This window comes from Streptomyces sp. NPDC096311, from assembly GCF_044763085.1.
Classification (GTDB): Bacteria; Actinomycetota; Actinomycetes; order Streptomycetales; family Streptomycetaceae; genus Streptomyces.
In genome coordinates this window covers 120,423-145,684 of the sequence record NZ_JBIWFN010000010.1, presented here as the reverse complement: position 1 = coordinate 145,684, position 25,262 = coordinate 120,423, and the positions used below count along the sequence as shown (strand labels likewise).

Annotated in this window: 26 protein-coding genes and 1 pseudogene; 20 read left to right on the top strand and 7 right to left on the bottom strand. The window is 70.3% G+C overall.

The genetic code is table 11. The features are described 5' to 3' along the window. Nucleotides 1–12: 12 nt before the first annotated feature. The 4 genes from ACIRA5_RS25675 to ACIRA5_RS25660 form a co-directional block, all read right to left on the bottom strand. A complete protein-coding gene (locus tag ACIRA5_RS25675) occupies nucleotides 13–633 on the bottom strand; it encodes a DedA family protein (RefSeq protein ID WP_403694062.1) in 621 nt (206 codons plus the stop codon). A gap of 37 nt (nucleotides 634–670) precedes the next feature. Then, entirely contained in the window at nucleotides 671–1,486 is an 816-nt protein-coding gene (locus ACIRA5_RS25670; protein ID WP_403694060.1) for an ATP-binding protein, read from the bottom strand. Nucleotides 1,487–1,609: 123 nt separating this feature from the next. After that, nucleotides 1,610–2,320, bottom strand: coding sequence for a DUF2218 domain-containing protein (locus ACIRA5_RS25665; protein WP_403694059.1), 711 nt, complete (start codon nucleotides 2,318–2,320; stop codon nucleotides 1,610–1,612). A gap of 84 nt (nucleotides 2,321–2,404) precedes the next feature. After that, complete coding sequence (locus ACIRA5_RS25660) at nucleotides 2,405–3,100, bottom strand: class I SAM-dependent methyltransferase (RefSeq protein WP_403694058.1); 696 nt, start codon at nucleotides 3,098–3,100, stop codon at nucleotides 2,405–2,407. A 121-nt stretch (nucleotides 3,101–3,221) separates the two neighbouring features. Here ACIRA5_RS25660 and ACIRA5_RS25655 point away from each other — a divergent pair, with 121 nt between their 5' ends. The 13 genes and pseudogenes from ACIRA5_RS25655 to ACIRA5_RS25595 all read left to right on the top strand — a co-directional run bounded on the left by ACIRA5_RS25655 (nucleotide 3,222) and on the right by ACIRA5_RS25595 (nucleotide 12,924). Next, nucleotides 3,222–3,920: a TetR/AcrR family transcriptional regulator gene (locus ACIRA5_RS25655; protein WP_403694056.1), complete on the top strand. Its 699-nt coding sequence runs from the start codon at nucleotides 3,222–3,224 to the stop codon at nucleotides 3,918–3,920. 229 nt (nucleotides 3,921–4,149) lie between these two features. Beyond that, the gene (locus ACIRA5_RS25650; protein ID WP_403694055.1) at nucleotides 4,150–4,587 is read left to right on the top strand and encodes a hypothetical protein; all 438 of its coding nucleotides are present in this window, start codon (nucleotides 4,150–4,152) and stop codon (nucleotides 4,585–4,587) included. Next, on the top strand, nucleotides 4,584–5,618 hold the full coding sequence (locus tag ACIRA5_RS25645; RefSeq protein WP_403694054.1) for a hypothetical protein: 1,035 nt from the start codon (nucleotides 4,584–4,586) through the stop codon (nucleotides 5,616–5,618). Before ACIRA5_RS25650 ends, ACIRA5_RS25645 begins: the two co-directional genes overlap by 4 nt. Nucleotides 5,619–5,737: 119 nt before the next feature. After that, nucleotides 5,738–6,016 (top strand): annotated as a pseudogene (locus tag ACIRA5_RS25640) (permease); the annotation flags it as partial. 4 nt (nucleotides 6,017–6,020) lie between these two features. After that, the gene (locus ACIRA5_RS25635; RefSeq protein ID WP_403694498.1) at nucleotides 6,021–6,182 is read left to right on the top strand and encodes a hypothetical protein; all 162 of its coding nucleotides are present in this window, start codon (nucleotides 6,021–6,023) and stop codon (nucleotides 6,180–6,182) included. A gap of 32 nt (nucleotides 6,183–6,214) precedes the next feature. Continuing rightward, nucleotides 6,215–7,510, top strand: coding sequence for a 4-carboxymuconolactone decarboxylase (gene pcaC / locus ACIRA5_RS25630; RefSeq protein ID WP_403694461.1), 1,296 nt, complete (start codon nucleotides 6,215–6,217; stop codon nucleotides 7,508–7,510). Nucleotides 7,511–7,580: 70 nt separating this feature from the next. Beyond that, entirely contained in the window at nucleotides 7,581–8,216 is a 636-nt protein-coding gene (locus ACIRA5_RS25625; RefSeq protein ID WP_352044604.1) for an MBL fold metallo-hydrolase, read from the top strand. A 70-nt stretch (nucleotides 8,217–8,286) separates the two neighbouring features. Continuing rightward, nucleotides 8,287–9,066, top strand: a complete 780-nt coding sequence (locus ACIRA5_RS25620) for an exodeoxyribonuclease III (protein WP_403694053.1) — start codon at nucleotides 8,287–8,289, stop codon at nucleotides 9,064–9,066. A gap of 56 nt (nucleotides 9,067–9,122) precedes the next feature. After that, complete coding sequence (locus ACIRA5_RS25615; protein ID WP_054230384.1) at nucleotides 9,123–9,563, top strand: DUF6278 family protein; 441 nt, start codon at nucleotides 9,123–9,125, stop codon at nucleotides 9,561–9,563. Between the two features lie 140 nt (nucleotides 9,564–9,703). Continuing rightward, complete coding sequence (locus tag ACIRA5_RS25610) at nucleotides 9,704–10,447, top strand: amino acid ABC transporter ATP-binding protein (protein ID WP_352044605.1); 744 nt, start codon at nucleotides 9,704–9,706, stop codon at nucleotides 10,445–10,447. Between the two features lie 16 nt (nucleotides 10,448–10,463). Continuing rightward, a complete protein-coding gene (locus tag ACIRA5_RS25605; protein ID WP_403694051.1) occupies nucleotides 10,464–11,381 on the top strand; it encodes a glutamate ABC transporter substrate-binding protein in 918 nt (305 codons plus the stop codon). 11 nt (nucleotides 11,382–11,392) lie between these two features. Next, nucleotides 11,393–12,037 (top strand): amino acid ABC transporter permease, encoded by a 645-nt coding sequence (locus ACIRA5_RS25600; protein ID WP_054230381.1) that lies wholly within the window; start codon nucleotides 11,393–11,395, stop codon nucleotides 12,035–12,037. Then, complete coding sequence (locus tag ACIRA5_RS25595) at nucleotides 12,034–12,924, top strand: amino acid ABC transporter permease (RefSeq protein WP_352044607.1); 891 nt, start codon at nucleotides 12,034–12,036, stop codon at nucleotides 12,922–12,924. The genes ACIRA5_RS25600 and ACIRA5_RS25595 overlap by 4 nt, the downstream gene beginning before the upstream one ends. Before the next feature lie 51 nt (nucleotides 12,925–12,975). On the opposite strand, the gene ACIRA5_RS25590 is transcribed toward ACIRA5_RS25595, so the two are convergent. Both ACIRA5_RS25590 and ACIRA5_RS25585 read right to left on the bottom strand, forming a co-directional pair. Next, the gene (locus tag ACIRA5_RS25590; RefSeq protein ID WP_403694049.1) at nucleotides 12,976–14,544 is read right to left on the bottom strand and encodes a CocE/NonD family hydrolase; all 1,569 of its coding nucleotides are present in this window, start codon (nucleotides 14,542–14,544) and stop codon (nucleotides 12,976–12,978) included. A 135-nt stretch (nucleotides 14,545–14,679) separates the two neighbouring features. Beyond that, nucleotides 14,680–15,438 (bottom strand): hypothetical protein, encoded by a 759-nt coding sequence (locus ACIRA5_RS25585; RefSeq protein WP_403694048.1) that lies wholly within the window; start codon nucleotides 15,436–15,438, stop codon nucleotides 14,680–14,682. 104 nt (nucleotides 15,439–15,542) lie between these two features. Between ACIRA5_RS25585 and ggt the strand changes: the two genes are divergently transcribed. Further along, nucleotides 15,543–17,354 carry a gamma-glutamyltransferase gene (gene ggt / locus ACIRA5_RS25580; protein WP_403694047.1) on the top strand — a complete coding sequence of 604 codons (1,812 nt, stop codon included), beginning with the start codon at nucleotides 15,543–15,545 and terminating at the stop codon, nucleotides 17,352–17,354. Nucleotides 17,355–17,399: 45 nt separating this feature from the next. On the opposite strand, the gene map is transcribed toward ggt, so the two are convergent. Continuing rightward, the gene (map, locus tag ACIRA5_RS25575) at nucleotides 17,400–18,167 is read right to left on the bottom strand and encodes a type I methionyl aminopeptidase (RefSeq protein ID WP_403694046.1); all 768 of its coding nucleotides are present in this window, start codon (nucleotides 18,165–18,167) and stop codon (nucleotides 17,400–17,402) included. 32 nt (nucleotides 18,168–18,199) lie between these two features. Here map and ACIRA5_RS25570 point away from each other — a divergent pair, with 32 nt between their 5' ends. The 6 genes from ACIRA5_RS25570 (at nucleotide 18,200) to ACIRA5_RS25545 (ending at nucleotide 25,180) form a co-directional block, all read left to right on the top strand. Continuing rightward, complete coding sequence (locus ACIRA5_RS25570) at nucleotides 18,200–18,472, top strand: helix-turn-helix domain-containing protein (protein ID WP_067362435.1); 273 nt, start codon at nucleotides 18,200–18,202, stop codon at nucleotides 18,470–18,472. Nucleotides 18,473–18,528: 56 nt separating this feature from the next. Next, on the top strand, nucleotides 18,529–20,181 hold the full coding sequence (locus tag ACIRA5_RS25565; RefSeq protein ID WP_403694045.1) for a hypothetical protein: 1,653 nt from the start codon (nucleotides 18,529–18,531) through the stop codon (nucleotides 20,179–20,181). A gap of 300 nt (nucleotides 20,182–20,481) precedes the next feature. Continuing rightward, nucleotides 20,482–21,324 carry a nitrilase-related carbon-nitrogen hydrolase gene (locus ACIRA5_RS25560; protein ID WP_403694044.1) on the top strand — a complete coding sequence of 281 codons (843 nt, stop codon included), beginning with the start codon at nucleotides 20,482–20,484 and terminating at the stop codon, nucleotides 21,322–21,324. Continuing rightward, nucleotides 21,321–22,604, top strand: coding sequence for an aspartate aminotransferase family protein (locus tag ACIRA5_RS25555; protein ID WP_403694042.1), 1,284 nt, complete (start codon nucleotides 21,321–21,323; stop codon nucleotides 22,602–22,604). The genes ACIRA5_RS25560 and ACIRA5_RS25555 overlap by 4 nt, the downstream gene beginning before the upstream one ends. 25 nt (nucleotides 22,605–22,629) lie before the next feature. Next, the gene (locus ACIRA5_RS25550; RefSeq protein ID WP_403694040.1) at nucleotides 22,630–24,192 is read left to right on the top strand and encodes a PucR family transcriptional regulator; all 1,563 of its coding nucleotides are present in this window, start codon (nucleotides 22,630–22,632) and stop codon (nucleotides 24,190–24,192) included. A 145-nt stretch (nucleotides 24,193–24,337) separates the two neighbouring features. Continuing rightward, on the top strand, nucleotides 24,338–25,180 hold the full coding sequence (locus tag ACIRA5_RS25545) for a nitrilase-related carbon-nitrogen hydrolase (RefSeq protein WP_054230371.1): 843 nt from the start codon (nucleotides 24,338–24,340) through the stop codon (nucleotides 25,178–25,180). Nucleotides 25,181–25,262: the final 82 nt, after the last annotated feature.

Genomic DNA, 25,262 nt, shown 5'->3' with positions numbered 1-25,262 from the left:
CGGGTCTCTGGGTCAGTCCTGGTGTCGGCGGCGCAGCAGGTGCCGGAGGACGAGTGCGGCGACCAGGGCGCCGAGGGCGATGAGTGCGTAGAGCTGGTAGCGGCTGATCTCGTCGTAGATGGCGGTAATGTGGGTGCCCGCCACATAGGCCAGGCTCGCCCACAGGCCGACCCACAGTGCGGCGCCGAGGGCGTTGAAGACCAGGAAACGGCGCCAGGGCATGCCGCTGGTGCCCGCGATGATGCCGTTGACCTGGCGCAGTCCTTCGACGAAGCGGGCGACGGTGACGATCTTGCCGCCATGGCGGCTGAAGAACTCCTCCGCCGCCTGGAAGCGCTCAGGGGTCAGGAACACATATCGGCCCCACCGGTGCACGAAGGCTCGTCCACCGGTGTGGCCGATCAGATAGCCGACATTGTCCCCTACGACGGCGGCGGCGAACGCGATGACCGCCACGGTCACGATGTTCAGCTGCCCGGCCCCCGCGTAGATCCCCGCGGCGATCAGGATGGTCTCTCCCGGCGCGGGGACTCCGAAGTCCTCCACGAGGACCACGGCACCGACGGCCCAGTAGCCGTAGTGGGTGAGCAGCGGGGCCAGGTGAGCCAGCGGGCCCGGAAGAGGCGGCGCCATGCCCCCACCGTACGCGGCCGACGAGTCCGCGTGCCGGTCAGCAGGGCAGGGCGAGGATGACGCAGGATCCGCGCCCGGTGTTCTCGGCGTGGGCCGTGCCGCCGTGGGCGATGGCCACCGCCTGGACGAATGCGAGCCCCAGGCCGGACCCCTTGCCGGTGCGGCTGGCCTCGGCGCGGGCGAACCGGTCGAACGCCCGGGGCAGGAACTCCGGGGGGAAGCCAGTTCCCTCGTCCGTGACGCACCGGCGCAGCCTGCCCTCGTGGACGGTGGCCGTGAGGCGGACGGCCCCGGTGCCGTGGCGCAGGGCGTTGTCGAGCAGGTTGCCGAGGGCGGGTTGCAGCCAGCGGGTGTCGACGTCGACGGCCGTGTCGGGCGCCTCGACGGTCAGGACCCGCCCGGTCCGTTCGGCGGTGCGCAGATGGGGGGCGACTGCGGCCTCGATGAGGTCGGTCAGGCGTACGGGAGCCCGGCTTATGTGGTCGCTGCTGCCGAGTTCCTCCAGTTCCAGCAGCGCGTTGGAGAGGTGGATCAGTCGCTGGACCTCGGTGTCCACCGAGCGCAGGGTCTCGGTGAGTTCGCCGGCGGAGCGTGAGCGGTACAGGGCGACGTCGAGTTCGGCCCGCATCAGGGTGAGCGGGGTGCGCAGTTCGTGGCTGGCGTCCGCGACGAACCGGCGCTCGCGTTCCGCAGCGGCTTCCAGGCGGTCGAGCATGTGGTTGAGGGTGTGGCCGAGCCGGGTGATCTCGTCGTCGCGGTCGCCGGTCACGTCCAGGCGCAGGTTCTGGGCGCCGTCGGCGAGGCCCTTGCTTCTGCGTGAACGGCCAACCGCGAGCTCGCCAAAGCTCTCCACCAATGTGCCTGATCGCCGGAGGTGGGGGCTGACTCGCCACGATCTGTCCGATCGTCGGCATGAGCAGCAGGGGCCGCCAGCGCGTCTCGTAGTGGAACCGGGCGCCGGGAACGTCCAGAACGGTCAGGTGCACTCCTTGCCCGGCGCGATGTCAGCTGTCTGTGGAGTCGCGGCTATGGACTTGTGCGGGTGCCGCAAGGTCCATCGGGGCCGGAACGACTTGCCGTGGCGGATGGCGAAGCGGCCCAGTACAACGTGGACGGCCACGAACACGACCTTCAGCAGGATGATCGCCAAGACTGCGTTGACGGCCCAGCCGGTCCATGTCGAGGCGGCCAGTGCGGCTCCGCTCAGACCCAGGTGCACGGCGACGACGACGGCGCCGACCGCGATCAGTCCTATGGTCGTGCCGCGGCCCGGGCGCTTTGCAGTCCCGGTTTCGGGAGCGGAGGCTGGGCCGGCTCCTTCGCCGGGTGGGCCTGGAGGCGTTTGGCGCCGCTGCCAGGTCACTGTCAGCTGGTCGCGTCGGCCGATCTTCTCAAGGCGTGCGGTGATGCCGTTTTGGAGTCGCTGGAGAGTGTCCTCGTCGTCGGCATCGACGCGCAGGCTCAGTGTGTCCGAGGTGGCCTGCAGGGTGAACTGGCCCTCATCGAAGCGAATCACGCCGCGCGTGTCGGAGTAGTCGACGTCCCGCACCGTCGGTGGCATGTCACCACTGCCGTGGCGGGCGGGCGGCTGGTGACGTATTCGGCTCATCTGTCCGAGGTGGCGGCAGAATTGCACGAGGTACCGGCTGGCACGCTCGGTGGGAATGTGGGCTTCGGCGGTCGGCATGACCTTCCTTTCTGGACCGCAGGGGGCTCCGTCGGCGTGGGCACTGACAGGTTTCGCGCACGGGTGGGAGCCTTGCGGAGGTTTTCAGTCCCTGGTGAGAGTGGTGCGCCAGCCGCGGATGCCGTTGGTGTAGGCGGGTAGGGCGCTGTCGATCGTGATGGGTTCGATGGCGTCGATCCGCCACCCGTCGGCGAACGCCGTGCGGATCTCGTCTGGTGTCAGCCGGTGCACCCGCCCGGATGGGGTCGGCGGCTCGTCGCGGAAGCAGAGCATGAAGTAGCGCCCGCCGGGTTTCACCGCGGCGCGCAGGCTCTCTACGTAGGCCGGACGCTCCTCGCCGCGGAAGCCGTGGAAGACCAGGGAGTCCAGGACGACATCGAACCGCTCGCCGAGGTCGGCCAGGCGCCGGGCGTCGTGGCGCAGGAACCGCGCCATCACGCCGCGTTCTTCCGCCTTCTTCGTCGCAAGATCCAGGGCGTTGGTGGCGAGGTCGATGCCGGTGGACTCCAGTCCGAGCCGTGCGGCCATGAGCGTGTGCTCGCCGGTGCCGCAGCCCACATCCAGCACCCGGCCGTGCAGGAGCCCTGCGTCGGCGAAGGCGAGGAAGGCGGGCTGGGGGCGGCCTATGTCCCACGGCGGCGGGTTCGTGTACAGCTCCTCGTGCCGGAAACCGGCGTCGGCCGCGCCCTGGCGGCCGGGGCCGTGGTGCGGGGCGGGCCGGGCGGTGTCGACGTCGCGAAACTCGGGATCGGCGGTCGGTTCGTCAGCGGGCTGTGCCATGAGAAGCACTCCTCTCCGTCGCGTGGAAGGACGGATCTCCGCGACACCCTCAGCTTTATCGAGACACTCTGTCTATGTCAATCCAGAGTGTCTGACTATCGTCATCGCGTACGCTGCACAGGTGCCGAAGCTGTGGAATGAGACGATCGCCGAGCACCGCCGCACGGTCCGCGAAGCGACCTTGGAGACCACCGCGGCGCTGGTGGCCGAGCACGGACTGGCGTCAGTGACGATGTCGCAGATCGCGAAGGAGACCGGCATCGGCCGGGCAACGCTGTACAAGTACTTCCCGGACGTCGAGTCGATCCTGGCCGCGTGGCACGAACGCCACGTGACCGCGCATCTCGAGCACCTCGCCCGCATCCGCGACCAGGCAGGCGCCCCCGGCGAACAACTCGAAGCCGTCCTCCACGCCTACGCGGACATCACCCACGAGCGCCCCCAGCACACCGAACTCGCGGCGCTGGTGCACCGGGGCGAGCACCTCGCCCACGCCGAGCAGCACCTGAACGCCCTCGTGCGGGACCTCATCACCGAAGCCGCGCAGGCCGGAGACATCCGCGATGACGTCGCCCCCGGCGAGCTTGCGACCTACTGCCTGCACGCCCTGGGCGCCGCCGGCAGCCTGCCCTCCAAGGCTGCCGTTGACCGGCTGGTCACAGTCACGTTGGCCGGCTTGCGTCCCTCGCCGCCGGTGCCCGATGCCACCGGAGCCAACCAGCCTCCTCAACGCGTCGCCGCGGCGGGCGGCTCATCGTCTAGCCCGCCGCATGGCCCGTGGCGCCATACCGCCCACGCTCGTCAATCGACCGATACCTGAGCGGAATCACGACGCGATCCTGACTGGTGACCGCAGGCGCACCCCCGCTGTGGGGAGGGGTCTCGTCTGGCTGCTGGCTCGCCCGTCAGGACTTAAAGATCATCTCATTGCCCTTATGTCACCTCGCCAGCTCCCCGGCCGCGGAACCGGTTGATACCCCGCCCGGGTATGGTGAGGGTGGGCGACCGCAGGCGGCGCGCCGAAGGGTGAGGAAGAAAGGGAACGCAACGTGGGCAGCGGACATGCGGGCAGGTGGGGCATCGCCCGGCTGCTGGCCGTGTGCGCGGTGCTGTTCGGCCTGTTCCTCATGCACGGCTCCCCGGCGAGTGCCGCCGAGGGCTGCCACGGCTCCATGCCCGCACCCGCACCGATGCCCACCGGCCACGACGCCTCCCCGATGACCACGGCTCACGCGCCCGCCACGCATCATCCAGGCCCGGCCCTCCAGGCCGCCGGGGCTGCCGGGATGCCCGGGGCGCTGTGCATGGCGACCCCGGCCCACGAGCGGATCCCCCTGCCGGCGCCCGGCCTCCTCTCCATGGCCGCCGTCACGGTTCCGGCCGCATCGACGCCGGTCCGACTGCGGGCACTGGGCGGGAGCGGGCTGCGCGGGCCTCCGGCCGGCGGAAGAGATCACCTGCTGAAGGCGTGCATCGCGCGGACGTGACAGGCACACGCCGAGGCCCGGCCACCGGCCGGGACCGGCACCGTGCCCTGCCCTCTCCGCGCGCCACCGGTGTGGTGCGCCCACCCGGAAAGACCCCCGCTTCGATGATCTCCTCTTCCCGTCTCATTGCGGGCCGCCGCGCGATAGCCGCGGCCGGTGCTGCAGCGGCTCTCGCACTGGCCCTGGCCGCCTGCGGCTCCTCCAGCGACTCCTCATCCATGCCGGGCATGGACCACGGCAGCAAGTCCTCCGCGTCCTCCTCGCCCAGCGCGTCGCAAGCAATGGGTGACATGCCCGGCATGGACCACATGGCCTCCGGCAACGGCCTGTCCGACACCCAGGACGGCTACCGCCTCACCTCCAAGGACGCGACCCTGCCGTCCGGCAAGCAGACCGCCTATCGGTTCACGGTGACTGGCCCGGACGGCAAGCCGGTCACCGGCTTCGCCCTCGACCAGACCAAGCGGATGCACTTCTACGCGATCCGCTCCGACCTGACCGGATTCCAGCACGTCCACCCGACCATGGCCGCCGGCGGCACCTGGAGTGCGGACCTGTCCTCCCTCACTCCGGGCTCCTGGCGCATGTTCGCCTCCTTCACCCCGAACACCGGAACGGGCAAGGCCAAGGACTTCGTGCTCTCGCGCACCGTCACGGTGCCCGGCGACACCGCGAAGACCCCGCTGCCCGCACCGGCCACCAGCACGCAGGCCGACGGGTACACCGTCACTGTCAAGGGCGAGCCCATGGCGGGCATGGCACACCCGCTGATCGTCTCGATCGCCAAAGACGGAAAGGCCGTCACCGACCTTGAGCCCTACCTGGACACCTACGCCCACCTGACCGCCTTCCACGAAGGCGACGCCGCGTTCGCCCACCTCCACCCGACCACCAAGGTGACCGGCGACCACGGCGGCCCGGACCTGTCCTTCCACGCCCAACTGCCCACCTCCGGCAACTGGCGGCTGTTCCTGCAGTTCCAGACCGGCGGCAAGCTCCACACCGCCGCCCTGACCCTGCGCGTCGGCTGAACCCCGGCGGGGCCCCGCCAACACGGCGGCGCCCCGCACCCCGCCGCACACGGACACGCACCCAAAGAGAGCGTGTCCGTGTGCGGCGGCCCGCACCCTGATGGAGGAAGGCTTCACAGATGCACGTCGTACTGCACGCACTGTCGATTGCCGGGTCGATGACCTGGGAGATCACTGGGCCCTGATTCTGGGCTTCGCCCTGTCTGCTGTCGTTCAGGCCGTGGTCCACAAGTTCACTGGGGTCTCGCTCCTGGGCGATGACCGGCCCCGCACCCTCGCCGTCGCCGCGGGCCTGGGCGCGGCGTCGTCATCCTGCTCGTACGCGGCGGTCGCGCTGGCCCGCTCGCTGTTCCGCAAGGGCGCGAATTTTCACCGCCGCGATGGCCTTCGAGATCGCCTATCGTGTTCACCCGCCTGCGGGTCGACCCGCGCACCCCGGACTACTACGAGCGCCGGATCAACGAGGGCAGGACTCGGCGCGAAATCGTCCGCTGCCTCAAACGCTACGCGGCCCGGGAGGTCTTCCACCTGGTCGGACAGCTACAGCCAGGACCCCGCTCATAGGGGCTGTCGTGACAGATGAGAGGGTCAGGCGGGTGAGTGAGACACCGAAGAACACCCTCCAATACCGCTTTGACGGGCCAGAAGACGCCCCGGTCCTGATCCTCGGTCCCTCACTGGGTACCACCTGGCACATGTGGGACCGGCAGATACCGGAGCTGTCCAAGAACTGGCGGATCTTCCGGTTCGACCTGCCGGGCCACGGCGGCGCACCGGCCTACCCGGCGGGTTCCGTGAGCGAACTCGCGGGGCGGCTGCTCGCCACCCTGGACGGGCTCGGCGTGCAGCGCTTCGGTTACGCGGGCTGCGCGTTCAGCGGGGCCATCGGTATCGAGCTGGCCCTGCGGCACCCGGAGCGGATCGCCTCGCTCGCCGTGATCGCCGCCTCGCCCCGCTTCGGATCGGCCGACGAGTTCCGCCAGCGCGGGGTGATCGTGCGCAGCAACGGTCTTGACCCGATCGCGCGATCCTCGCCCGAGCGATGGTTCACGAGCGGCTTCGCCGCCGCGCAGCCCGCGATCACCGAGTGGGCCGTGCAGATGGTGCGCACCACCGACCCCGGCTGCTACATCGCGGCCTGCGAGGCGCTCGCCGCGTTCGACGTGCGCGTCGAACTGGGCCGCATCGGCGTCCCCACCCTCGTCCTCGTCGGCTCGGACGACCAGGTCACCGGACCCGCCGAGGCCCGCACGCTGGTCGCGGGGATACCGGACGCCCGCCTCGCCGTCGTCCCCGGAGCCTCGCACCTGGTGCCCGTGGAGCAGCCGGCAGCGGTCACCGACCTGCTGGTACGGCACTTCTCCACCGCCTGGCAGCCCGCCTACGACTCGACCACAGGCCAGATGGCCATTCCGGCGGCCCCGGTCAAGCCGGTGCTCGCGGCACCCCCGCCGGTCGGCCCCGTCGCCGAGATCGCCCCGCCCGTCGTCCGGCCCGCGGTCCTGGGCAGGCCGGACCCCTACGACGCCGGGATCAAGGTGCGCCGCGAGGTGCTGGGCGACGCGCATGTGGACCGGGCGCTGGCCTCGGCGGACGAGTTCTCCGGGGACTTCCAGGAGTTCATCACGCGCTACGCGTGGGGCGAGATCTGGGACCGGCCGGGCCTCGACCGGCGCTCGCGCAGCTGTGTCACGCTGACCGCGCTGGTCGCGGGCGGTCACCTCGACGAGCTGGCCTTCCACACCCGCGCCGCCCTCCGTAACGGCCTCACTCCGGACGAGATCAAGGAGGTGCTGCTCCAGGCGGCCGTCTACTGCGGTGTCCCGGCCGCGAACAGCGCCTTCAAGGTGGCGCAGCAGGTCATCCGGGAGGAGACCACCCCCCAGGAGTGATCTTGAGCCTGGTAGTGGGAGCACCTGTCTCGGGGGCCCTGCGTGGCACCGGGAGGGGGAGGATGGACCCATGAAGCTCACGAAGAAGTCGCATGCCTGCATCCGTCTCGAGAAGGACGGGCGTGTGCTCGTCATCGACCCGGGGACCTTCTCCGAGGAGGACGCGGCCGTCGGCGCGGAAGCGATCCTGGTCACGCACGAGCACCTCGACCACTTCAACGAGGACCGGCTGCGGGCGGGCCTGGAGTCCAACCCGGCGGCCGAGATCTGGACCCTGAAGTCGGTCGCGGAGAAGATCTCCGCGGCCTTCCCGGGCCGTGTGCACACCGTCGGTCACGGCGACACGTTCACCGCCGCGGGCTTCGACGTCCAGGTGCACGGCGAACTGCACGCCGTGATCCACCCGGACATCCCGCGCATCACGAACGTCGGCTATCTCATCGACGGTGGCCGCGTCTTCCACCCGGGCGACGCCCTCACCGTTCCCGAGCAGCCGGTCGAGACGCTGATGCTCCCGGTCATGGCCCCGTGGAACAAGATCGCCGAGGTCATCGACTACGTCCGCGAGGTGAAGCCGCAGCGCGCGTACGACATCCACGACGCGCTCCTGACGGACCTCGCACGCCCGATCTACGACCACCAGATCGGCTCCCTGGGCGGCTCCGAGCACCTGCGGCTCGCGCCGGGGGCGTCGGCGGACGTCTGAGCACCCGAGGGCGGGTGCGCCGGGCGGTCACGGCGACCCGCTGTCGTACCCGCCCGGTAGGTTGTGAGGCATGCGCATCGCGACCTGGAACGTGAACTCGATCACCGCTCGCCTCCCGAGGCTGCTGGCCTGGCTGGAGAGCAGCGGCACGGACGTGCTGTGCCTCCAGGAGGCCAAGGTCGCCGCGGAGCAGTTCCCCGTCGACGAGCTGCGCGAGCTGGGCTACGAGGCGGCGGTCCACGCGACCGGGCGGTGGAACGGCGTGGCGGTGCTCTCCCGCGTCGGCCTGGAGGACGTGGTCAAGGGGCTGCCCGGCGACCCCGGTTACGAGGGTGTGGAGGAGCCCCGGGCCGTCTCCGCGACCTGCGGCCCGGTCCGCGTCTGGTCGGTGTACGTGCCGAACGGACGCGAGGTGGACCACCCCCACTACGCCTACAAGATCCAGTGGTTCGAGGCCCTCAAGGCCGCGGTCGCGGGTGACGCGGCGGGCAGCCGTCCCTTCGCCGTGCTGGGCGACTACAACGTGGCACCGACGGACGACGACGTCTGGGACGTCTCCCTCTTCGAGGGGGCCACCCACGTCACCCCGGCCGAGCGGGCGGCCCTCGCCGCGCTGCGCGAGTCGGGCCTGTCGGACGTGGTCCCGCGGCCCCTGAAGTACGACCACCCGTTCACGTACTGGGACTACCGTCAGCTCGGCTTCCCCAAGAACCGCGGCATGCGCATCGACCTGGTCTACGGCAACGAGCCGTTCGCCAAGGCGGTCACCGACTCCTATGTGGACCGCGAGGAGCGCAAGGGCAAGGGCGCGTCGGACCACGCGCCGGTCGTGGTGGACCTCGACGTGTGAGTGCCCCCGGGGCGCGCCTGTGGTGCGACCCGGAGTGTGAATGTCACGCTGGGCGTATGAACATCCCTTTCCTGGGCACCTGGCGCAAGAAGCACGGTCCCGCCTTCGGCGTCGCGGTGTTCTCCGACGGTGATCACGACTCCGAGGGCGTCGCCGAACTCCTCTCCGAGTGCGAGCTGCTGCGCTCGCAGGCCCACCAAGCGGGCGTCGAACTCGACGACTCCGTCGCCTCGTTGGAAGCGCTGGACCAGCTGCTGCCGCGCTGGCGCGACGACGAGGAGAGCCTGCCATGGCTCGGCAACGACGCGGGGCTCTATCTCGGCTCGGTCATCGTGCGCACGGTGCCCGGCGCCCGCTGGGAGGTCTGGCCCAACGGCCACCCGGCGGTGCGGCTGGCCTCCGGCCGGGAGATCGATGTCGTCGCCTCCGGCCACACCTGGGCGTCCAGCGGAGCCCCCGAACTCTCCCAGCTGTACGCCGAGGTGGCGGAGGGGTAGCCCGTCTCGCCAGGACGCCGTAAACCAGAAAATTCATAAATACGGCTAATGCCCGAAAAGTGCGTGTCGCGTATGGGGGGTCACCCTGCCCGGATAGTTTGCGGCTTCTGCGACACAGCTGAGAGTGGGTAGGGCCGGGCATGGCTGTCGATCCTCTGATCGAACTGCAGGACGTGAACAAGCACTTCGGCGCGTTGCATGTCCTCCAGGACATCAACCTCACCGTCGGCAAGGGGGAGGTGGTCGTGGTCATCGGCCCCTCGGGGTCGGGCAAGTCGACCCTGTGCAGGGCGATCAACCGGCTGGAGACCATCGAGTCCGGCGCCATCAGGCTCGAAGGGCAGCCGCTGCCGGACGAGGGCAAGGCGCTCGCCAGGCTCCGCGCCGAGGTCGGGATGGTCTTCCAGTCCTTCAACCTCTTCGCCCACAAGACGATCCTGCAGAACGTCTCACTGGCCCAGATCAAGGTCCGTGGCCGCAAGAAGGAGGAGGCGGACCGGCGCTCCCTCGAACTCCTGGACCGCGTGGGCCTCGCCTCCCAGGCCCCGAAATACCCGGCGCAGCTCTCCGGCGGCCAGCAGCAGCGCGTGGCCATCGCCCGCGCCCTCGCCATGGACCCCAAGGCCCTGCTGTTCGACGAGCCGACCTCGGCACTCGACCCCGAGATGATCAACGAGGTCCTCGAAGTCATGCGGCAGCTCGCGCGCGACGGCATGACCATGGTCGTCGTCACCCACGAGATGGGTTTCGCACGCTCCGCGGCCAACCGCGTCGTGTTCATGGCCGACGGCCGCGTCGTCGAGGACCGCACCCCCGAGGAGTTCTTCACCAACCCGCGCAGCGACCGCGCCAAGGACTTCCTCTCCAAGATCCTCAAGCACTAGGCGGGGGAGTACGACCATGATCCGTACGACACGTATGCGCCTCGCCGTGGCCGCCCTCGTGTGCGTCGCGCTGCTGACGGCCGCCTGCGGCAAGGAGGGCAGCCCGCCCGTCAAGGGACCGGCCGCCGGCAAACTGCCCCACTACCAGGTGGCGGAGGGCTTCGAGCTCCCCTCCTCGCCCACTTGGGAGAGGGCCAGAAAGCGCGGCTACCTCAACATCGGCGTCAAGGAGGACCAGCCGTACCTGGGCGAGAAGGACCCGGCGAGCGGCACCTACTCCGGCTTCGACATCGAGATCGCCAGGATGATGTCGGCCTCGCTCGGCTTCGACCCGAGCACCATCCGTTTCAAGACGATCGCCTCGGCCAACCGCGAAACCGCCCTGCAGAACGGTCAGATCGACTTCTACGTCGGCACCTACACCATCAACGACAACCGCAAGAAACTCGTCGGCTTCGCGGGCCCCTACTACATGGCAGGTCAGTCGCTGCTCGTACGCAAGAACGAGAAGGACATCCGCGGCCCCCAGGACCTCGCCGGCAAACGCGTCTGCTCGGCGGCCGGTTCGACGCCGTACCAGCGCATCCAGACCGACTATCCGAAGGCGACGCTCGTCGCCTACGACACCTACTCGGTCTGCGTGGACAACCTGCTCACCTACCAGGTCGACGCCGTCACCACCGACGACGCGATCCTGATCGGCTACGCGGCGAAGGTGCCCGACGAACTCAAGGTCGTCGGCAAGCCGTTCTCGAAGGAGCCGTACGGCATCGGCGTGCCGCGCGACGACAACGCGCTGCGGTTCGCGCTCGACGACGCGTTGGAGGCCCGCGAGAAGAACGGCGACTGGAAGAGGGCGTACGAGGCGACGCTGGGGCTCTCCGGAGTGCCGGCGCCCACCCCGCCCGCCATCGACCGCTACCCGGCGAGCTGAGCGAGGCCGATGTGAACGTACTGATCGACAACTTCCACACCTTCGCCCAGGGATTCCTCGGCACGGTCGAACTCACCGTCTACGCGAGCGTGCTGGCCCTCGTGCTCGGCTTCCTGATGGCGTCGTTCCGGGTCGCGCCGGTCGGCTCCCTGCGGGCCTTCGGCACGGTGTGGGTGACCGTGCTGCGCAACACCCCGCTGACCCTGCTGTTCTTCGCCGTGCTGCTCGGGCTGCCCCGGTTCGGACTCGTGCTGCCCTTCAAGGTGTTCGCGGTCCTGGCGCTCGGCTGCTACACCTCCGCGTTCATCTGCGAGGCGCTGCGCTCGGGCATCAACACCGTGCCCAAGGGACAGGGTGAGGCGGCCCGCAGCCTCGGCATGACCTTCAGCCAGACGCTGTCCGTGGTCGTCCTGCCGCAGGCGTTCCGGTCCGTGATCCCGCCCATCGGCTCCACGCTCATCGCCCTCGCCAAGAACTCGGCGATCGCCGGGGCGTTCAGCGTCAACGAACTGCTCGGGACCTACAAGACGCTGAGCGAGCTCGGCTACAACATCGTCTGGACCTTCGTCTGGATCGCCGTCGGCTATCTGATCATCACCCTCACCATCAGCGCGATCTTCAACTACCTCGAACAGCGCTGGGGAGTCGCCCGATGACCACCACCGCCCCCGAATCGACCGCCCTGTACGACGTTCCCGGACCCCGGACCCGTCAGCGGCACCGGCTCTACGCGGCCGTTTCCACCGCCCTGATCCTCGCGCTGGTCGGCTGGATCCTCTATCTCCTCTTCGACACCGACCAGTTCACCTACACCAAGTGGATGCCGTTCGAGTACAAGGGCATCCAGGAACTGCTGCTGCGGGGACTGGGCAACACGCTGAAGGCCTTCGCGATGGCCGCGGTGCTCTCGCTGGCGCTGGGCACCGTGCTCGCGACAGGACGCCTGTCCGACCACCGTCCGGTGCGCTGGATCTCCGCGCTGGTCGTCGAGTTCTTCCGCGCCATGCCCGTACTGGTGATGATCTTCTTCATCTTCGTGGCGCTGAAGGTGCAGCCGCTGCCCGCGCTGGTCGCGGGGCTGACCCTCTACAACGGCTCGGTGCTCGCCGAGGTCTTCCGCTCCGGCGTCAACTCCGTCGAACGCGGCCAACGGGAGGCCGCGTTCGCGCTCGGCATGCGCAAGACCCAGGTCATGACCTACGTCCTCGTCCCGCAGGCCGTGCGGGCCATGCTGCCCGCCATCATCAGCCAACTCGTGGTGGCCCTGAAGGACACCTCGCTCGGATATCTCATCACCTACGAGGAGTTTCTCCACGCCGGGAAACTGATCGCCTCGAACCTCGACTACGATTTGCCGTTCATCCCCGTGGTGATGGTGATCTCGCCGATCTACATCGGGATGTGCATGCTGCTCTCCTGGTTCGCCCAGTGGGTGTCCCGGCGGGAGCAGCGCAGTCCCAAGACCGAGGCCGTGAACGTGGCACCGGCCGAACCAGGGACGCTGCTGCCGGGTGGGGGTCCCCCCACAGCCCCGCGACTGTAGGGGGAGCAGCAGCTCACAGGGCCAGACCCGGCCGGCGCCAGCAGCCGGAGATCACTGCTCGCGCAGGGGAACGGACACGTAGGACGGGTCGTTCGCCGGTGAGGAGAAGGTCAGCTGCGCGCCGGACGGGTTGTGCTCGATGTAGAGCGGGTCGACCGTGTCGACGACCAGGGCGAGCCGATGCCCTGCCGGGACGTCGTAGGCCGTGGAGTACAGCTCCAGGTCGACGCCGAACGGCTCTCCGGGCGTCTGCCCGTGGAAGGTGTACGGCGCGTTGCTGACCAGCTTGCCGAGGCCGAGCGGACCCACGTCGTAGAGGTAGGCGACGAGGGTGCCGCTCTCCTTGGTCGGAGTGAGCGTGGTGTGCAGCGTGGTCGTTCCGCGCACTTGCTGGACGCTCGCGTATTTCTCCGACTGCCAGACGGCCGCCCAGCGGCGCGGCAGCAGCGGGATCGACGCCATCGGGGGGACCTGGGCGATCTGGTCGAGGATGCTGGAGAGGAAGATGATCCCGCCGTCCGCGCCCGAGTCGACGTTGGTGTGGATCGTGGTGGTGCCCGCGAGGGCGATCTTCTTCCTGGTCGCGCCGACCGACTTCCAGTCGGGGTAGCCCTCGTAGGCGCCCGTGGTGCGGGGCTTGAGCTGGACGGGCTGCTCACGGTCGATGCCGTTGTCGACGCCCCTGAGGTAGTGGTCGAACCAGCGGCCGGTGTCCGTCCACACGTCGTTGGGGAGCCCGAACAGACCGGTCACCTCGGCGGTGGCGTGGTCGCCGGGGCGGAACTCCAGGCGCTTGGGGCCGGTCAACTCCTCGTAGAACCTGGCGTACTGGTTGGGCGGGAAGATCGTGTCGCCCCAGCCGTTGGCCATGAAGACGGCCGCGCCGTTCTTGTTGAGCTGGTCGACGTAGGTCTCGGGGGAACGTTTCTTCCCCCAGGCGATCATCTCCTGCTCCTTCGACAGGTTCGAGGCGAAGAAGTCCTTGAGCGTCTGCTGGAGTTCGGCGCTCGGGCGCCCGGTGATGGTCCCCGCGACGCCGAGCAGGGCGGTGGCCTGGGAGTGCTGGGTGCGGCCCGAGTAGATCGAGTCGATGAGGTCGGCCCAGCCGCTCATGGCGGAGACCGCCTTGATCCTCTTGTCGTGCGCGGCGGCGAGCAGGCTGATCCCGGCGCCGTAGGAGACGCCCGCCATGCCGACCTTCTGTGCGTCGGCCGGGGTGTTCGCCAGTGCCCAGTCGATCACCTTGGAGGCATCGGCCACGTCCGGCGGTCCCGCCACTTCTATCTCGCCGCCGGACTGCCAGAAGCCGCGCACGTTGTACGTGAGCACCACATAGCCGGAGTCGGCGAGCTTCTGGGCCTGTGCGAGGTACTCGACCTGGGGCAGGCCCCAGCTCGTCGGCATGACGAGGAGCGGGTACGTGCGGCTGCCGTCGGCGCCCGCGGGGGTGACGACATTGGCCTTGAGGACCGTGCCGCCGTCTCCGGCGATGTCGACGAAGCGGACGGAGGCTGAGGCCGCCTGGGCGGTGGGGGCGAGCCCGAGGGCGGTACCGGCGATCAGGGCTGCGGATACGGCACCGACGGCGGACGTGCGCAGGGCATGACGATGGTGTCCCACGGGCCACTCCTCACTCGTGTCAGTAGAATGTGACCCGACGGTAACCTCGTTGCCTTACCGGAAGTAACCCGTCGGTAAGTTACGCACGGGTAAAGATTGTTAGAGGGCCGTGAAATCTACGAGGCGAGGTGAAATCTACGAGGCGCGGTGGGAGTTGCGAGCCGGCGCCGGTGTGGGCAGCGGGGTCTGGGCGGCCCGGGTCACATCCGCGACGAGCTCGACGACATCGGGCCCGTACGCGTGCGAGTTCACCACCTTCAGCAGCAGGACGAAGGAGTTGCCGCCGTGCTTGCGTGCCAGCCGTTCGTGGTTGCGGGCGAGATAGCGGGTCGCCGCCTGGTTGGTGATCGCGCGCTGCCCGCAGAAGAGGAAGACGGGCCGCGTCCCGCGCTCCTGTCCCGCGATCAGCCGGGCGAGGATCACGTACTCGACCTTTCCCGACTCCACGAGGTAGCGCTCGCTGCCGATCTGGAAGGCGCCGCGGTCCGGGCCCGGTTCGGCGTCGGTGTTCACCTGGATGCCCGGCAGCAGGGAGTGCAGGTGCGCGGCCATCCGCCGGTTGGACGACGGCCCGCCCACGCAGAACTCGGTCCGCTCCCCGAACCCCTGCTGCGCGGCGTCGTGCGCGACGACCTGGGCGTGCGCGCCGCAGTCCTTGATCAGCGCGGCGAGTTCGAGGAGCGCGAACACGTCGAAGCGCATCACCGTGAGTTCCGGGCCGCCCGCCTCGCGGTTCACCACGAGAAGCGACTCGGAGTTGTCGGGCAGCCCGAAGAACGCCTGTTTGCGCCGGAGTCTGCGCTTCCAGAGGTAGGTGCGGGCGAGCCAGCCGAGCGCGGCACTGATGGCGGCGGCGACCACGCCGAGGACGATGTTGCGCACGTCGTCATTCATGGGCGCGCATGGTATCGGGAGTGCGGACCGGTGTTCGAGGGGGTCCTGACGGGAGGGGTGCGGTGAAGTTACGCTGCGCGGACGGCTGTTGACTGGAGGTACGGATGCGTCGCCCTGTTGCGCGGAATCTGGCGGTCTTGGCGGTTTCGGCCGCGGTGGTGTCGGTCGGCGCGGCGGCGCCACCCACCGCCGGGACGGCCTCCTCCCGTGCCACCCCGGCGAAGGCGCCGGTCGCCGTCGGCTACGGCGGTGCCGTGGCCAGCGTCGACGCCGACGCCTCCGCCGCCGGGATCGAGGTCCTGAAGAAGGGCGGCAACGCGGTGGACGCGGCGGTCGCCACCGCGGCGGCCCTCGGCGTCACCGAGCCGTACTCCTCCGGCGTCGGCGGGGGCGGCTACTTCGTCTACTACGACGCCAAGTCCCGTACGGTGCACACGATCGACGGCCGTGAGACCGCGCCCCTGACCGCCGACTCGGGGCTGTTCCTGGAGAACGGCCAGCCGCTCGCCTTCGCGGACGCCGTCACCAGCGGGCTGAGCGTGGGCACGCCGGGCACGCCCGCGACCTGGCAGACGGCGCTGGACAGCTGGGGCAGCAAGCGGCTCGGGAGCGTGCTGAAGCCCGCCGAGCGGATCGCGCGCGACGGGTTCACGGTCGACGCGACCTTCCGCTCGCAGACCGAGTCCAACCAGGCGCGCTTCGAGAACTTCCCCGACACCGCGAAGCTGTTCCTGCCCGGCGGCTCGCTCCCCGTGGTCGGATCGACCTTCACCAACCCCGATCTCGCCCGCACATACGAGGAGTTGGGCAAGAAGGGCGTCGGCGCGATCTACCACGGCGACCTCGGCGAGGACATCGTCGCCACCGTGAACAAGCCCCCGGTGGACCCGGCTTCGGGCTACAACGCCCGCCCGGGCAAGCTGTCGTCGAAGGACCTGGCGGCCTACCGGGCGAAGCGACAGGCGCCGACGGAGACGTCGTACCGAGGCAAGAAGGTCTACTCCATCGCCCCGTCCTCCTCCGGCGGCACCACCGTCGGCGAGGCCCTCAACATCCTTGAGAAGACGGACCTTTCGAAGGCGAGTGAGGTCCAGTACCTGCACCACTACCTCGAGGCCAGCCGGATCGCGTTCGCGGACCGGGGGCGCTGGGTGGGCGACCCCGCCTTCGAGGACGTCCCCACCAAGGAACTCCTCTCGCAGAAGTACGCCGATGCGCGCGCCTGCCTGATCAAGGACGACGCGGTCCTGACGAGCCCGCTCGCACCGGGCGACCCGCGCCGTCCGGCGGCCTGCTCCACCGGGGGAACGGCCGCCCCGACGACGTACGAGGGCGAGAACACCACCCATCTCACGGTGGCCGACAAGTGGGGCAACGTCGTCTCCTACACGCTCACCATCGAACAGACCGGCGGCAGCGGAATCACCGTCCCGGGGCGCGGATTCCTCCTCAACAACGAGCTGACGGACTTCTCCTTCACCCCGGCCAACCCGGCCGTCCACGACCCGAACCTGCCCGGCCCCGGTAAGCGCCCGCGCTCGTCGATCTCCCCGACGATCGTCCTGGACCGGCACAACCAGCCCGTGGTGGCGCTCGGTTCGCCCGGTGGCGCGACCATCATCACCACCGTCCTGCAGACCCTGACGGAGTTCCTGGACCGGGGGCTGCCGCTGGTGGACGCCATCGCCGCCCCGCGCGCCAGCCAGCGCAACGCGGCCCAGACCGAACTCGAACCCGGCCTGTACGACAGCGCCCTACGGACCCGGCTCGAAGCCCTCGGGCACTCCTTCAAGCTCAACCCCGAGATCGGCGCCGCGACGGGTGTCCAACGCCTCCCCGACGGCCAGTGGCTGGCGGCAGCCGAGACGGTACGGCGCGGTGGAGGCTCGGCGATGGTGGTGCGACCGGCGTCGTAGCGAGCGGTGTCCTCGCGCTCGTCGACGTCGGTGCGCCGGTGGCGATCAGCGTGCCGTGAGGATGCGTGGGCCCGTCCGGGTGATGGCCACCGTGTGTTCCGTGTGGGCCGCACGGGAGCCGTCGTCGGTGCGCAGCGTCCAGCCGTCGGGGGCCGCGTGGAAGCCGTCGGTGCCGCCGCCGATGAGCATGGGCTCGATCGCGAGCACCATGCCGTGGCGCAGGGGGAGGCCGCGGCCCGCGCGGCCCTCGTTCGGGACGGACGGGTCCTCGTGCATGCGGCGGCCCACGCCGTGGCCTCCGAAGCCGTCCGGGATGCCATACCCCGCCGCGCGGCACACCGTGCCGACGGCGTGCGCGATGTCCCCGATCCGGTTGCCGACGACCGCCGCCTCGATGCCCGCCGCGAGGGCCCGCTCGGCGGTCTCCACGAGCCGCACGTCGGCCACGCGCGGCTCGCCCACGATGAAGCTGATCGCCGAGTCGCCGACCCAGCCGCCCAGTTCGGCCCCGAAGTCGATGGAGACCAGGTCGCCGTCCCGCAACCGGTAACCGGTCGGGATGCCGTGCACGATCGCGTCGTTCACCGAGCCGCAGATGACCGCGGGGAAGGGGGTGGGTGCGAACGAGGGCCGGTAGCCGAGGAAGGGCGAGCCGGCGCCCGCGTCGCGCAGCACCTGGTGGGCGACCTCGTCCAGCTCCAGCAACGAGACCCCCACGTCCGCCACCTTGCGCACCGCCGTGAGCGCCCGGCCCACGACCTGACCCGCTTCGTACATCTCGTCGATCGACGTGTCCGTCTTGAGTTCCACCATGCCAATTACTATACCGGTATTAGAATGGGGTCATGGTGCGTAACCCCCTGACCCCCGAAGAGCGCGAACGCGGCGAGCGTCTCGGGCAGTTGCTGCGCGAGGCCCGCGGTGGCCGCAGCATGGTGGAGGTCGCGGCGACCGCCGGGATCTCGGCCGAGACCCTGCGCAAGATCGAGACCGGACGGGCCCCCACCCCCGCCTTCTTCACCGTGGCGGCGCTGGCGCGGGCGCTCGGACTGTCCATGGACGACATTGATCACAGGACTCTGCGTCCAGTCCGAAAACTCCCTGTAGCCGTCCCGTAACACGAAGGGTGTTTTCTACCGGACCGGAGTACTCCAGTCGGGCGGGGAGTTGTGTGATGGCTGTGGAACAACTCCCGGGTCAGGTACGGGAGTTCGCGAGTTACCTGAGCGGGCTGATGAAACGGCTCGATCAGGACGGCGGCTGGTGCGCAGTGTTCTGGCAGCGCGACCCCGACGGCATGCGGGCCTGTCTGGACGGCTGGGAAGTGCCCCCGTGGGACGTCGTGGAGGCGCTCCTCCAGGACCTCGCCGCGGAGCAGGGCCCCCAGATCGCGGCCCAGGAAGCCCAGCGTGCCCGTTCCCTGCACGGCGCCTCGCTCACCGCCTACGACGGCCGGCCCGGCGGCCGGGACGCCCTCGGTGACCGTCTCGACGTCATGCTCCGCGAACAGCGCTACGCCGCGGAGCGTCAGACCGAACTGAGCCGGCAACTGCACGCGGCCACCACCCAGGAGGAGGCCGACACCGTGCGGCTCGACCTGGCCTGGGCCCACGACGATCACGAACGGGCCACCGCCCGATGTGTCGAACTCCGCCACCGGATGGAGAACCTGGACCACCGCGCCCTGCGTACCCACGTATCGGGCGCGTTCGACTTTTCGGGGGACGGGGACGTCGTCCGGGTCACGGAGCCGGCCGACCGGCGCGCGCTCGAGACGCGGCCCGACCACTCCGGGCCCGTCCCCCTCCCCGCCCCCGCTCCCATGGCGCCGAGCGACCTGGCGACCCCCGGTTCCGGGCCGTACGATCCGGCGGCCGCCCGTTCCGCCCGAAGCGACTGGGCAGCCGCCCGTATCGCCTCGTACGACCAGGCCGGCTCCGGTACCGGTACCAATGCCGGTACTGGTACTAGTCCCAGTACCGGTACCGGCATCACTCCCAGCCCCGCCCCCGCCCCCAGCCCCGCCCCCGCCCCCAGCCCCGCCCCCGCCCCCAGCCCGGGCCCCGCCCCCACTCCGAGCACCGCCCCCGTCCCCAAGCAGCGCTCCAAACGGCGCCCCCGCGGCAGCGCCCGCTTCGCCGGGATGGTGGAGGCCGAGGCGGCCCCTGTGGCCGTCCCGGAGACGGCGGCGCCGCCCGTGTACACCCCGGCCGCGCCGAGCGGCCGTAGCCCCCGTGGAGCCCGTTTCGCGGGTGCCGCCCAGGAGCCCGCGCAGCCGCGCGCCGAGGCGTTGGACGAGGACGCGCGGCGGGCCACCGCCGAGACCGTCCAGACCCTGACCCGGCTGCGCCGCGAGGGCCGCAGCGGCGAGGCGCACGCCGTGCTCGTGGAGGCCGCCCACTGGCCCGCCGCCCGCTTCCCGCTGCTCGCCGCCGAACTGCACCGGGCGGGCCTCGACGCGGACTGGGCCACCCTGCTGTGGGAGGCCGCCTCGCTCCCCGCGGACCGGCTGGTCGGCGCCGCGGACGCGCTCGTCGCGGCGGGCCGCAGCGCCGACGGCCGGCAGATGCTGCGCCAGGGCGTCGCCCGCCCCGCTCCCGAGATCGGGACCGCCGTGCTGAGCCTGGCCGACGAGGGGCGGCAGCGCGAGATCCGGGCGCTGCTCGACGCGTACGTCCGCGTCCGCACCCCGGAGGAGGCGGCCCGCAGCGCGGAGGCGGACCCGGGACGCCTCGTGCCGCTGCTGCTGGCGGCCGCCAAGGGCGTCTCGGAGGAGCGCCACTGGGACCTGGTGCACGCGCTGAGGGTGGCTGGCTTCACCGCCTGAGGCGGGCGGCTTCACGGCCTGCCTGAGGGGGGCGGCCTCACGGCCTGAGCGGGGAGCCGCTGCACGGCCGGGGAGCGCGGCCGGTTTCGCCGCCCGAGCGATCCGGGAAGGCATCCCCGAGCCCGTCGAGCCCTCGCCCACCGGATCGACAGATCACCCACAGGGGTGCGAAACGTGATCGACTCAGCGGGTTAACGGCGATGGTCTTGGCAAGGCTGTCCGCTGGGCTTACTTTCGAGCCTCTACCGCCTTTGTCTACGGGCGTAGAAGCTCTCTGACGTCTCGTCGAAGGAGCAGCTCATGGCCAACGTCGTACGCGCCGCTCTGGTCCAGGCCACCTGGACCGGCGACACCGCATCCATGGTCGCCAAGCACGAGGAGCACGCCCGCGAGGCGGCCCGGCAGGGCGCGAAGGTGATCGGATTCCAGGAAGTCTTCAACGCCCCCTACTTCTGCCAGGTCCAGGAACCCGAGCACTACGGCTGGGCGGAGCCGGTGCCCGACGGGCCCACCGTCACTCGTATGCGGGAGCTCGCGCGCGAGACCGGCATGGTCATCGTCGTGCCCGTGTTCGAGGTCGAGCAGTCCGGCTTCTACTTCAACACCGCGGCCGTGATCGACGCCGACGGCACCTACCTCGGCAAGTACCGCAAGCACCACATCCCGCAGGTGAAGGGCTTCTGGGAGAAGTACTACTTCAAACCGGGCAACCTGGGCTGGCCCGTCTTCGACACCGCGGTGGGCAGGATCGGCGTGTACATCTGCTACGACCGGCACTTCCCCGAGGGCTGGCGGCAGCTCGGCCTGAACGGCGCCCAGCTCGTCTACAACCCCTCCGCCACCTCCCGCGGCCTCTCCGCCTACCTCTGGCAGCTGGAACAGCCCGCCGCGGCCGTCGCCAACGAGTACTTCATCGCCGCGATCAACCGGGTCGGGCAGGAGGAGTACGGCGACAACGACTTCTACGGAACTTCCTACTTCGTCGACCCGCGCGGACAGTTCGTGGGGGAGACGGCCAGTGACAAGACCGAGGAGCTGATCGTCCGCGACCTCGACTTCGACCTGATCGAGGAGGTCCGGCAGCAGTGGGCGTTCTACCGCGACCGGCGGCCCGACGCCTACGAGGGGCTGGTGCAGCCGTGAGCGACCTCTACACGCGCCACAAGGCCGTCCTGCCCGACTGGCTGGCCCTCTACTACGAGGACCCGATCGAGATCACCCACGGCGAGGGCCGCCACGTCTGGGACGCCCAGGGCAACAAGTACCTCGACTTCTTCGGCGGCATCCTGACGACGATGACCGCGCACGCCCTGCCCGAGGTCACCAAGGCCGTCAGCGAGCAGGCCGGGCGGATCATCCACACCTCCACGCTCTACCTCAACCGGCCGATGGTCGAGCTCGCCGAGCGGATCGCCCAGCTGTCCGGCATCCCCGACGCCCGCGTCTTCTTCACCACCTCCGGCACCGAGGCCAACGACACGGCCCTGCTGCTCGCCACCGCCTACCGGCAGAGCAACCAGATCCTGGCGATGCGCAACAGCTACCACGGCCGCTCCTTCAGCGCGGTCGGCATCACCGGCAACAAGGGCTGGTCACCGACCTCCCTCTCGCCCCTCCAGACGCTGTACGTCCACGGCGGCGTCCGCACCCGCGGCCCGTACGCCGGTCTCGGCGACGCGGAGTTCATCGCGGCCTGCGTCGACGACCTGAAGGACCTGCTCGGTCACGTCCGCCCGCCCGCCGCCCTCATCGCCGAACCCATCCAGGGCGTCGGCGGCTTCACCGCGCCGCCCGACGGCCTGTACGCGGCCTTCCGCGAGGTCCTGGACCAGCACGGCATCCTCTGGATCGCCGACGAGGTGCAGACCGGCTGGGGCCGCACCGGCGAGCACTTCTGGGGCTGGCAGGCGCACGCCGCCGCGGGCCCGCCGGACCTGCTCACCTTCGCCAAGGGCATCGGCAACGGCATGTCCATCGGCGGCGTCGTCGCGCGCGCCGAGATCATGAACTGCCTCGACTCCAACTCCATCTCGACCTTCGGCGGCTCACCGATCACGATGGCGGCGGGCCTGGCGAACCTCACGTACCTCCTCGAACACGACCTCCAGGGCAACGCCCGGCGCGTGGGCGGTCTGCTCGGCGAGCGGCTGCGGGCGATCTCCGTGCCGCTCGACTACGTACGGGAGGTGCGCGGGCGCGGGTTGATGATCGGCGTCGAGCTGGTCAAGCCCGGCACCGACGAGGCGTACCCCGAAGGCGCCGCAGCCGTGCTCGAAGCGGCCCGCCGGGACGGCCTGTTGATCGGCAAGGGCGGCGGTCACAACACCAGTGTGCTGCGCGTCGCACCGCCGCTCTCCCTCACCGTCGCGGAGGCGGAGGAGGGCGCGGCGATTCTCGAGCACGCGCTGAGGTGTATCCAGTAAGAAGTTCTGAGCAAGGGAACGTGCCATGACCACCGCCACCACCTTGGAACCCGCCCTGTCGGTACGCCAGGTCCTCGCCCTGGACCGGGTGCTCGCCGGAGAGCCCGAGGTGGTGGCCGGCGCGGGCCACCTCGACCGGTCCGTGCGCTGGGTGCACGTCGCCGAGGCCGCCGACGTGGGCGTGATGCTCAGCGGCGGGGAAATGGTGCTCACCACCGGGGTCCTGCTCGCCGGCGACCCGGACGCGCAGGCCGAGTACATCCGTTCGCTGCACCGCGCGGAGGCCGCGGCCGTCGTCCTCGGGCTCGGCCGGGCCTTCCCGACCCCGCCGGACGTGATGCGCCGGGCCGCCGAGCGCTGCGGGCTGCCCATGGTGGTCCTCCATCGGCCGTTCCCGTTCGCCGAGCTGACGGAGGAGGTCCAGTCCCGGCTCGTGCGCAGCAAGTTCGCGGCGGTGAGCCTCTCGGAGGCCGTACGGACCGCGCTCACCGGGCTCATCACCACGGGCGCGCCCCTGCAACGGATGCTCGACGAGATCGCCGTGCACGCCGCGTGCCCGGTCGTCGTCACCAACCTCGCCCACCGCGTCCTGGCCACGGCGGGGGAGCGGTCCGCGGTGGACGACGTGCTGCGCGACTGGGAGCGCATCGCCCGGCAGGCGGGCGGCAGCACGGGCGACGGCTGGATCCGCGCCGAGCTGGGCGGGCGCGGCGAGAGATGGGGCCGCATCGTGCTGTGCGGCTACCGGGGCGACGCCGCCACCGGACGGCTGCTCGCGGACCGTGCCGCCGAGGCTCTGGTCCTGCACCGGATGCTGGGTGGCTCCGTGCACACCTGGGAGGAGGAGTCCGCGCAGAGCCTGCTGACGGACCTGGTGAGCGGGGTCGTACCGGCGCGGCAGCTGCTCCCGCGGGCCAGGGCGGCCGGGCTGCCGGTCAACAGGCGGGCCTTCGTGCCGCTGGTGGTACGGGACGGCGACCCGGCCCAACTCGACCGCGTACTGCGTCTGTTGGGGCTCCCCGGACTGGTCGCCGAGCTCGCCGACGGGGCTACCGCCGTGCTGCTCAGCCTCGCCCGCGACCAGGACGCGGAGGCGCTGGCCGCCCACTTCGCGCTGCGGCTGCGCCATGAGACCGGCACCCGTACGACCGTGGCGGCGGCCTCGCCCCGTACCGCCTGGGACGACGTGCCCGGCGGTCTGCGCGAGGCCCTGCACGTCGCCGAGGCCGCCGCCGACGCACCCGCCGACCAGGACCAGCCGGTGCTCGTACGGCTGCGTGACGTCCATCTGCGCGGTCTGATACGGCTGTTGCGTGACGATCCGAACGTCCAGTCGTTCGCCGAACGGGAGTTGGACGGGCTGCTGTGCGGGGCCGATGCCGAGTCGGAGCTGCTGCCCGTGCTGCGGACCTACCTCGCGACCGGCCGCAACAAGTCCCGCACCGCGCAGCTCCACCACGTCAGCAGGCCCGCGCTCTACCGCCGGCTGGAGGCCATCGAGGCCCGGCTCGGCGTCGACCTCGACGACTTCGAGCAGGCCGCCTCCGTACACATCGCACTGCTCGCACACGACGCGCAACAACGGTGAAACACGGGACGGCTCAGGTGAAACATGGGACAACGCGGGGGTGACACCGTGGAACGGCACAGCGCCTCAGACGTGACACGGTGCAACTCAATCCAGCAGTCCGGGCTTCCTAGGCTCCTCGCACACCGAGCGACCGGAGGTCCCGATGAGCAGAGTGATCCGCGCCGCCGTCTTCCAGACTGCCTGGACCGGCGACAAGGAGTCGATGATCCAGGTCCACGAGCAGGCGGCCCGCGACGCCGCCGCACAGGGCGCACAGGTGCTGTGCTTCCAGGAGCTCTTCTACGGGCCCTACTTCTGCCAGGTCCAGGACAAGGCGTTCTACGAGTACGCCGAGCAGATCCCCGAAGGCCCGATCGTCCGGCGCTTCCAGGCCCTGGCCAAGGAACTGGGCATCGTCCTCGTGCTGCCGATGTACGAGGAGGAGCAGCCCGGCGTCCTCTACAACACGGCCGCCGTGATCGACGCGGACGGCTCGTACCTCGGCAAGTACCGCAAGCACCACATCCCGCAGGTCGAGGGCTTCTGGGAGAAGTTCTACTTCCGTCCCGGCAACGCCGGCTGGCCGGTCTTCGACACCGCCGTCGGCAGGATCGGCGTCTACATCTGCTACGACCGGCACTTCCCGGAGGGCTGGCGTGCGCTGGGTCTCGCGGGCGCCGAGATCGTGTTCAACCCGTCGGCCACCTCGCGCGGACTGTCCTCCTACATCTGGCAGCTGGAGCAGCCGGCGGCGGCCGTCGCCAACGAGTACTTCGTGGGCGCCATCAACCGCGTGGGCGTGGAGGAACTGGGCGACAACGACTTCTACGGAACGTCGTACTTCGTCGACCCGGAGGCCCAGTTCGTCGGGGAGGTGGCCAGCGACAAGGAGACCGAACTCGTCGTCCGCGACCTCGACATGGCCAAGCTGCGCGAGGTGCGCGACCGCTGGCAGTTCTACCGGGACCGCCGCCCCGACGCGTACGAGCCGCTGACCGCGCCGTAGCCCGGCGGGGCCCTGGAGTCCGCCGGGTGTCCCGCGCCCCGGACGGGGCGCGGGGCCGTGGCATGGCGCGGCTCCGCCGCGT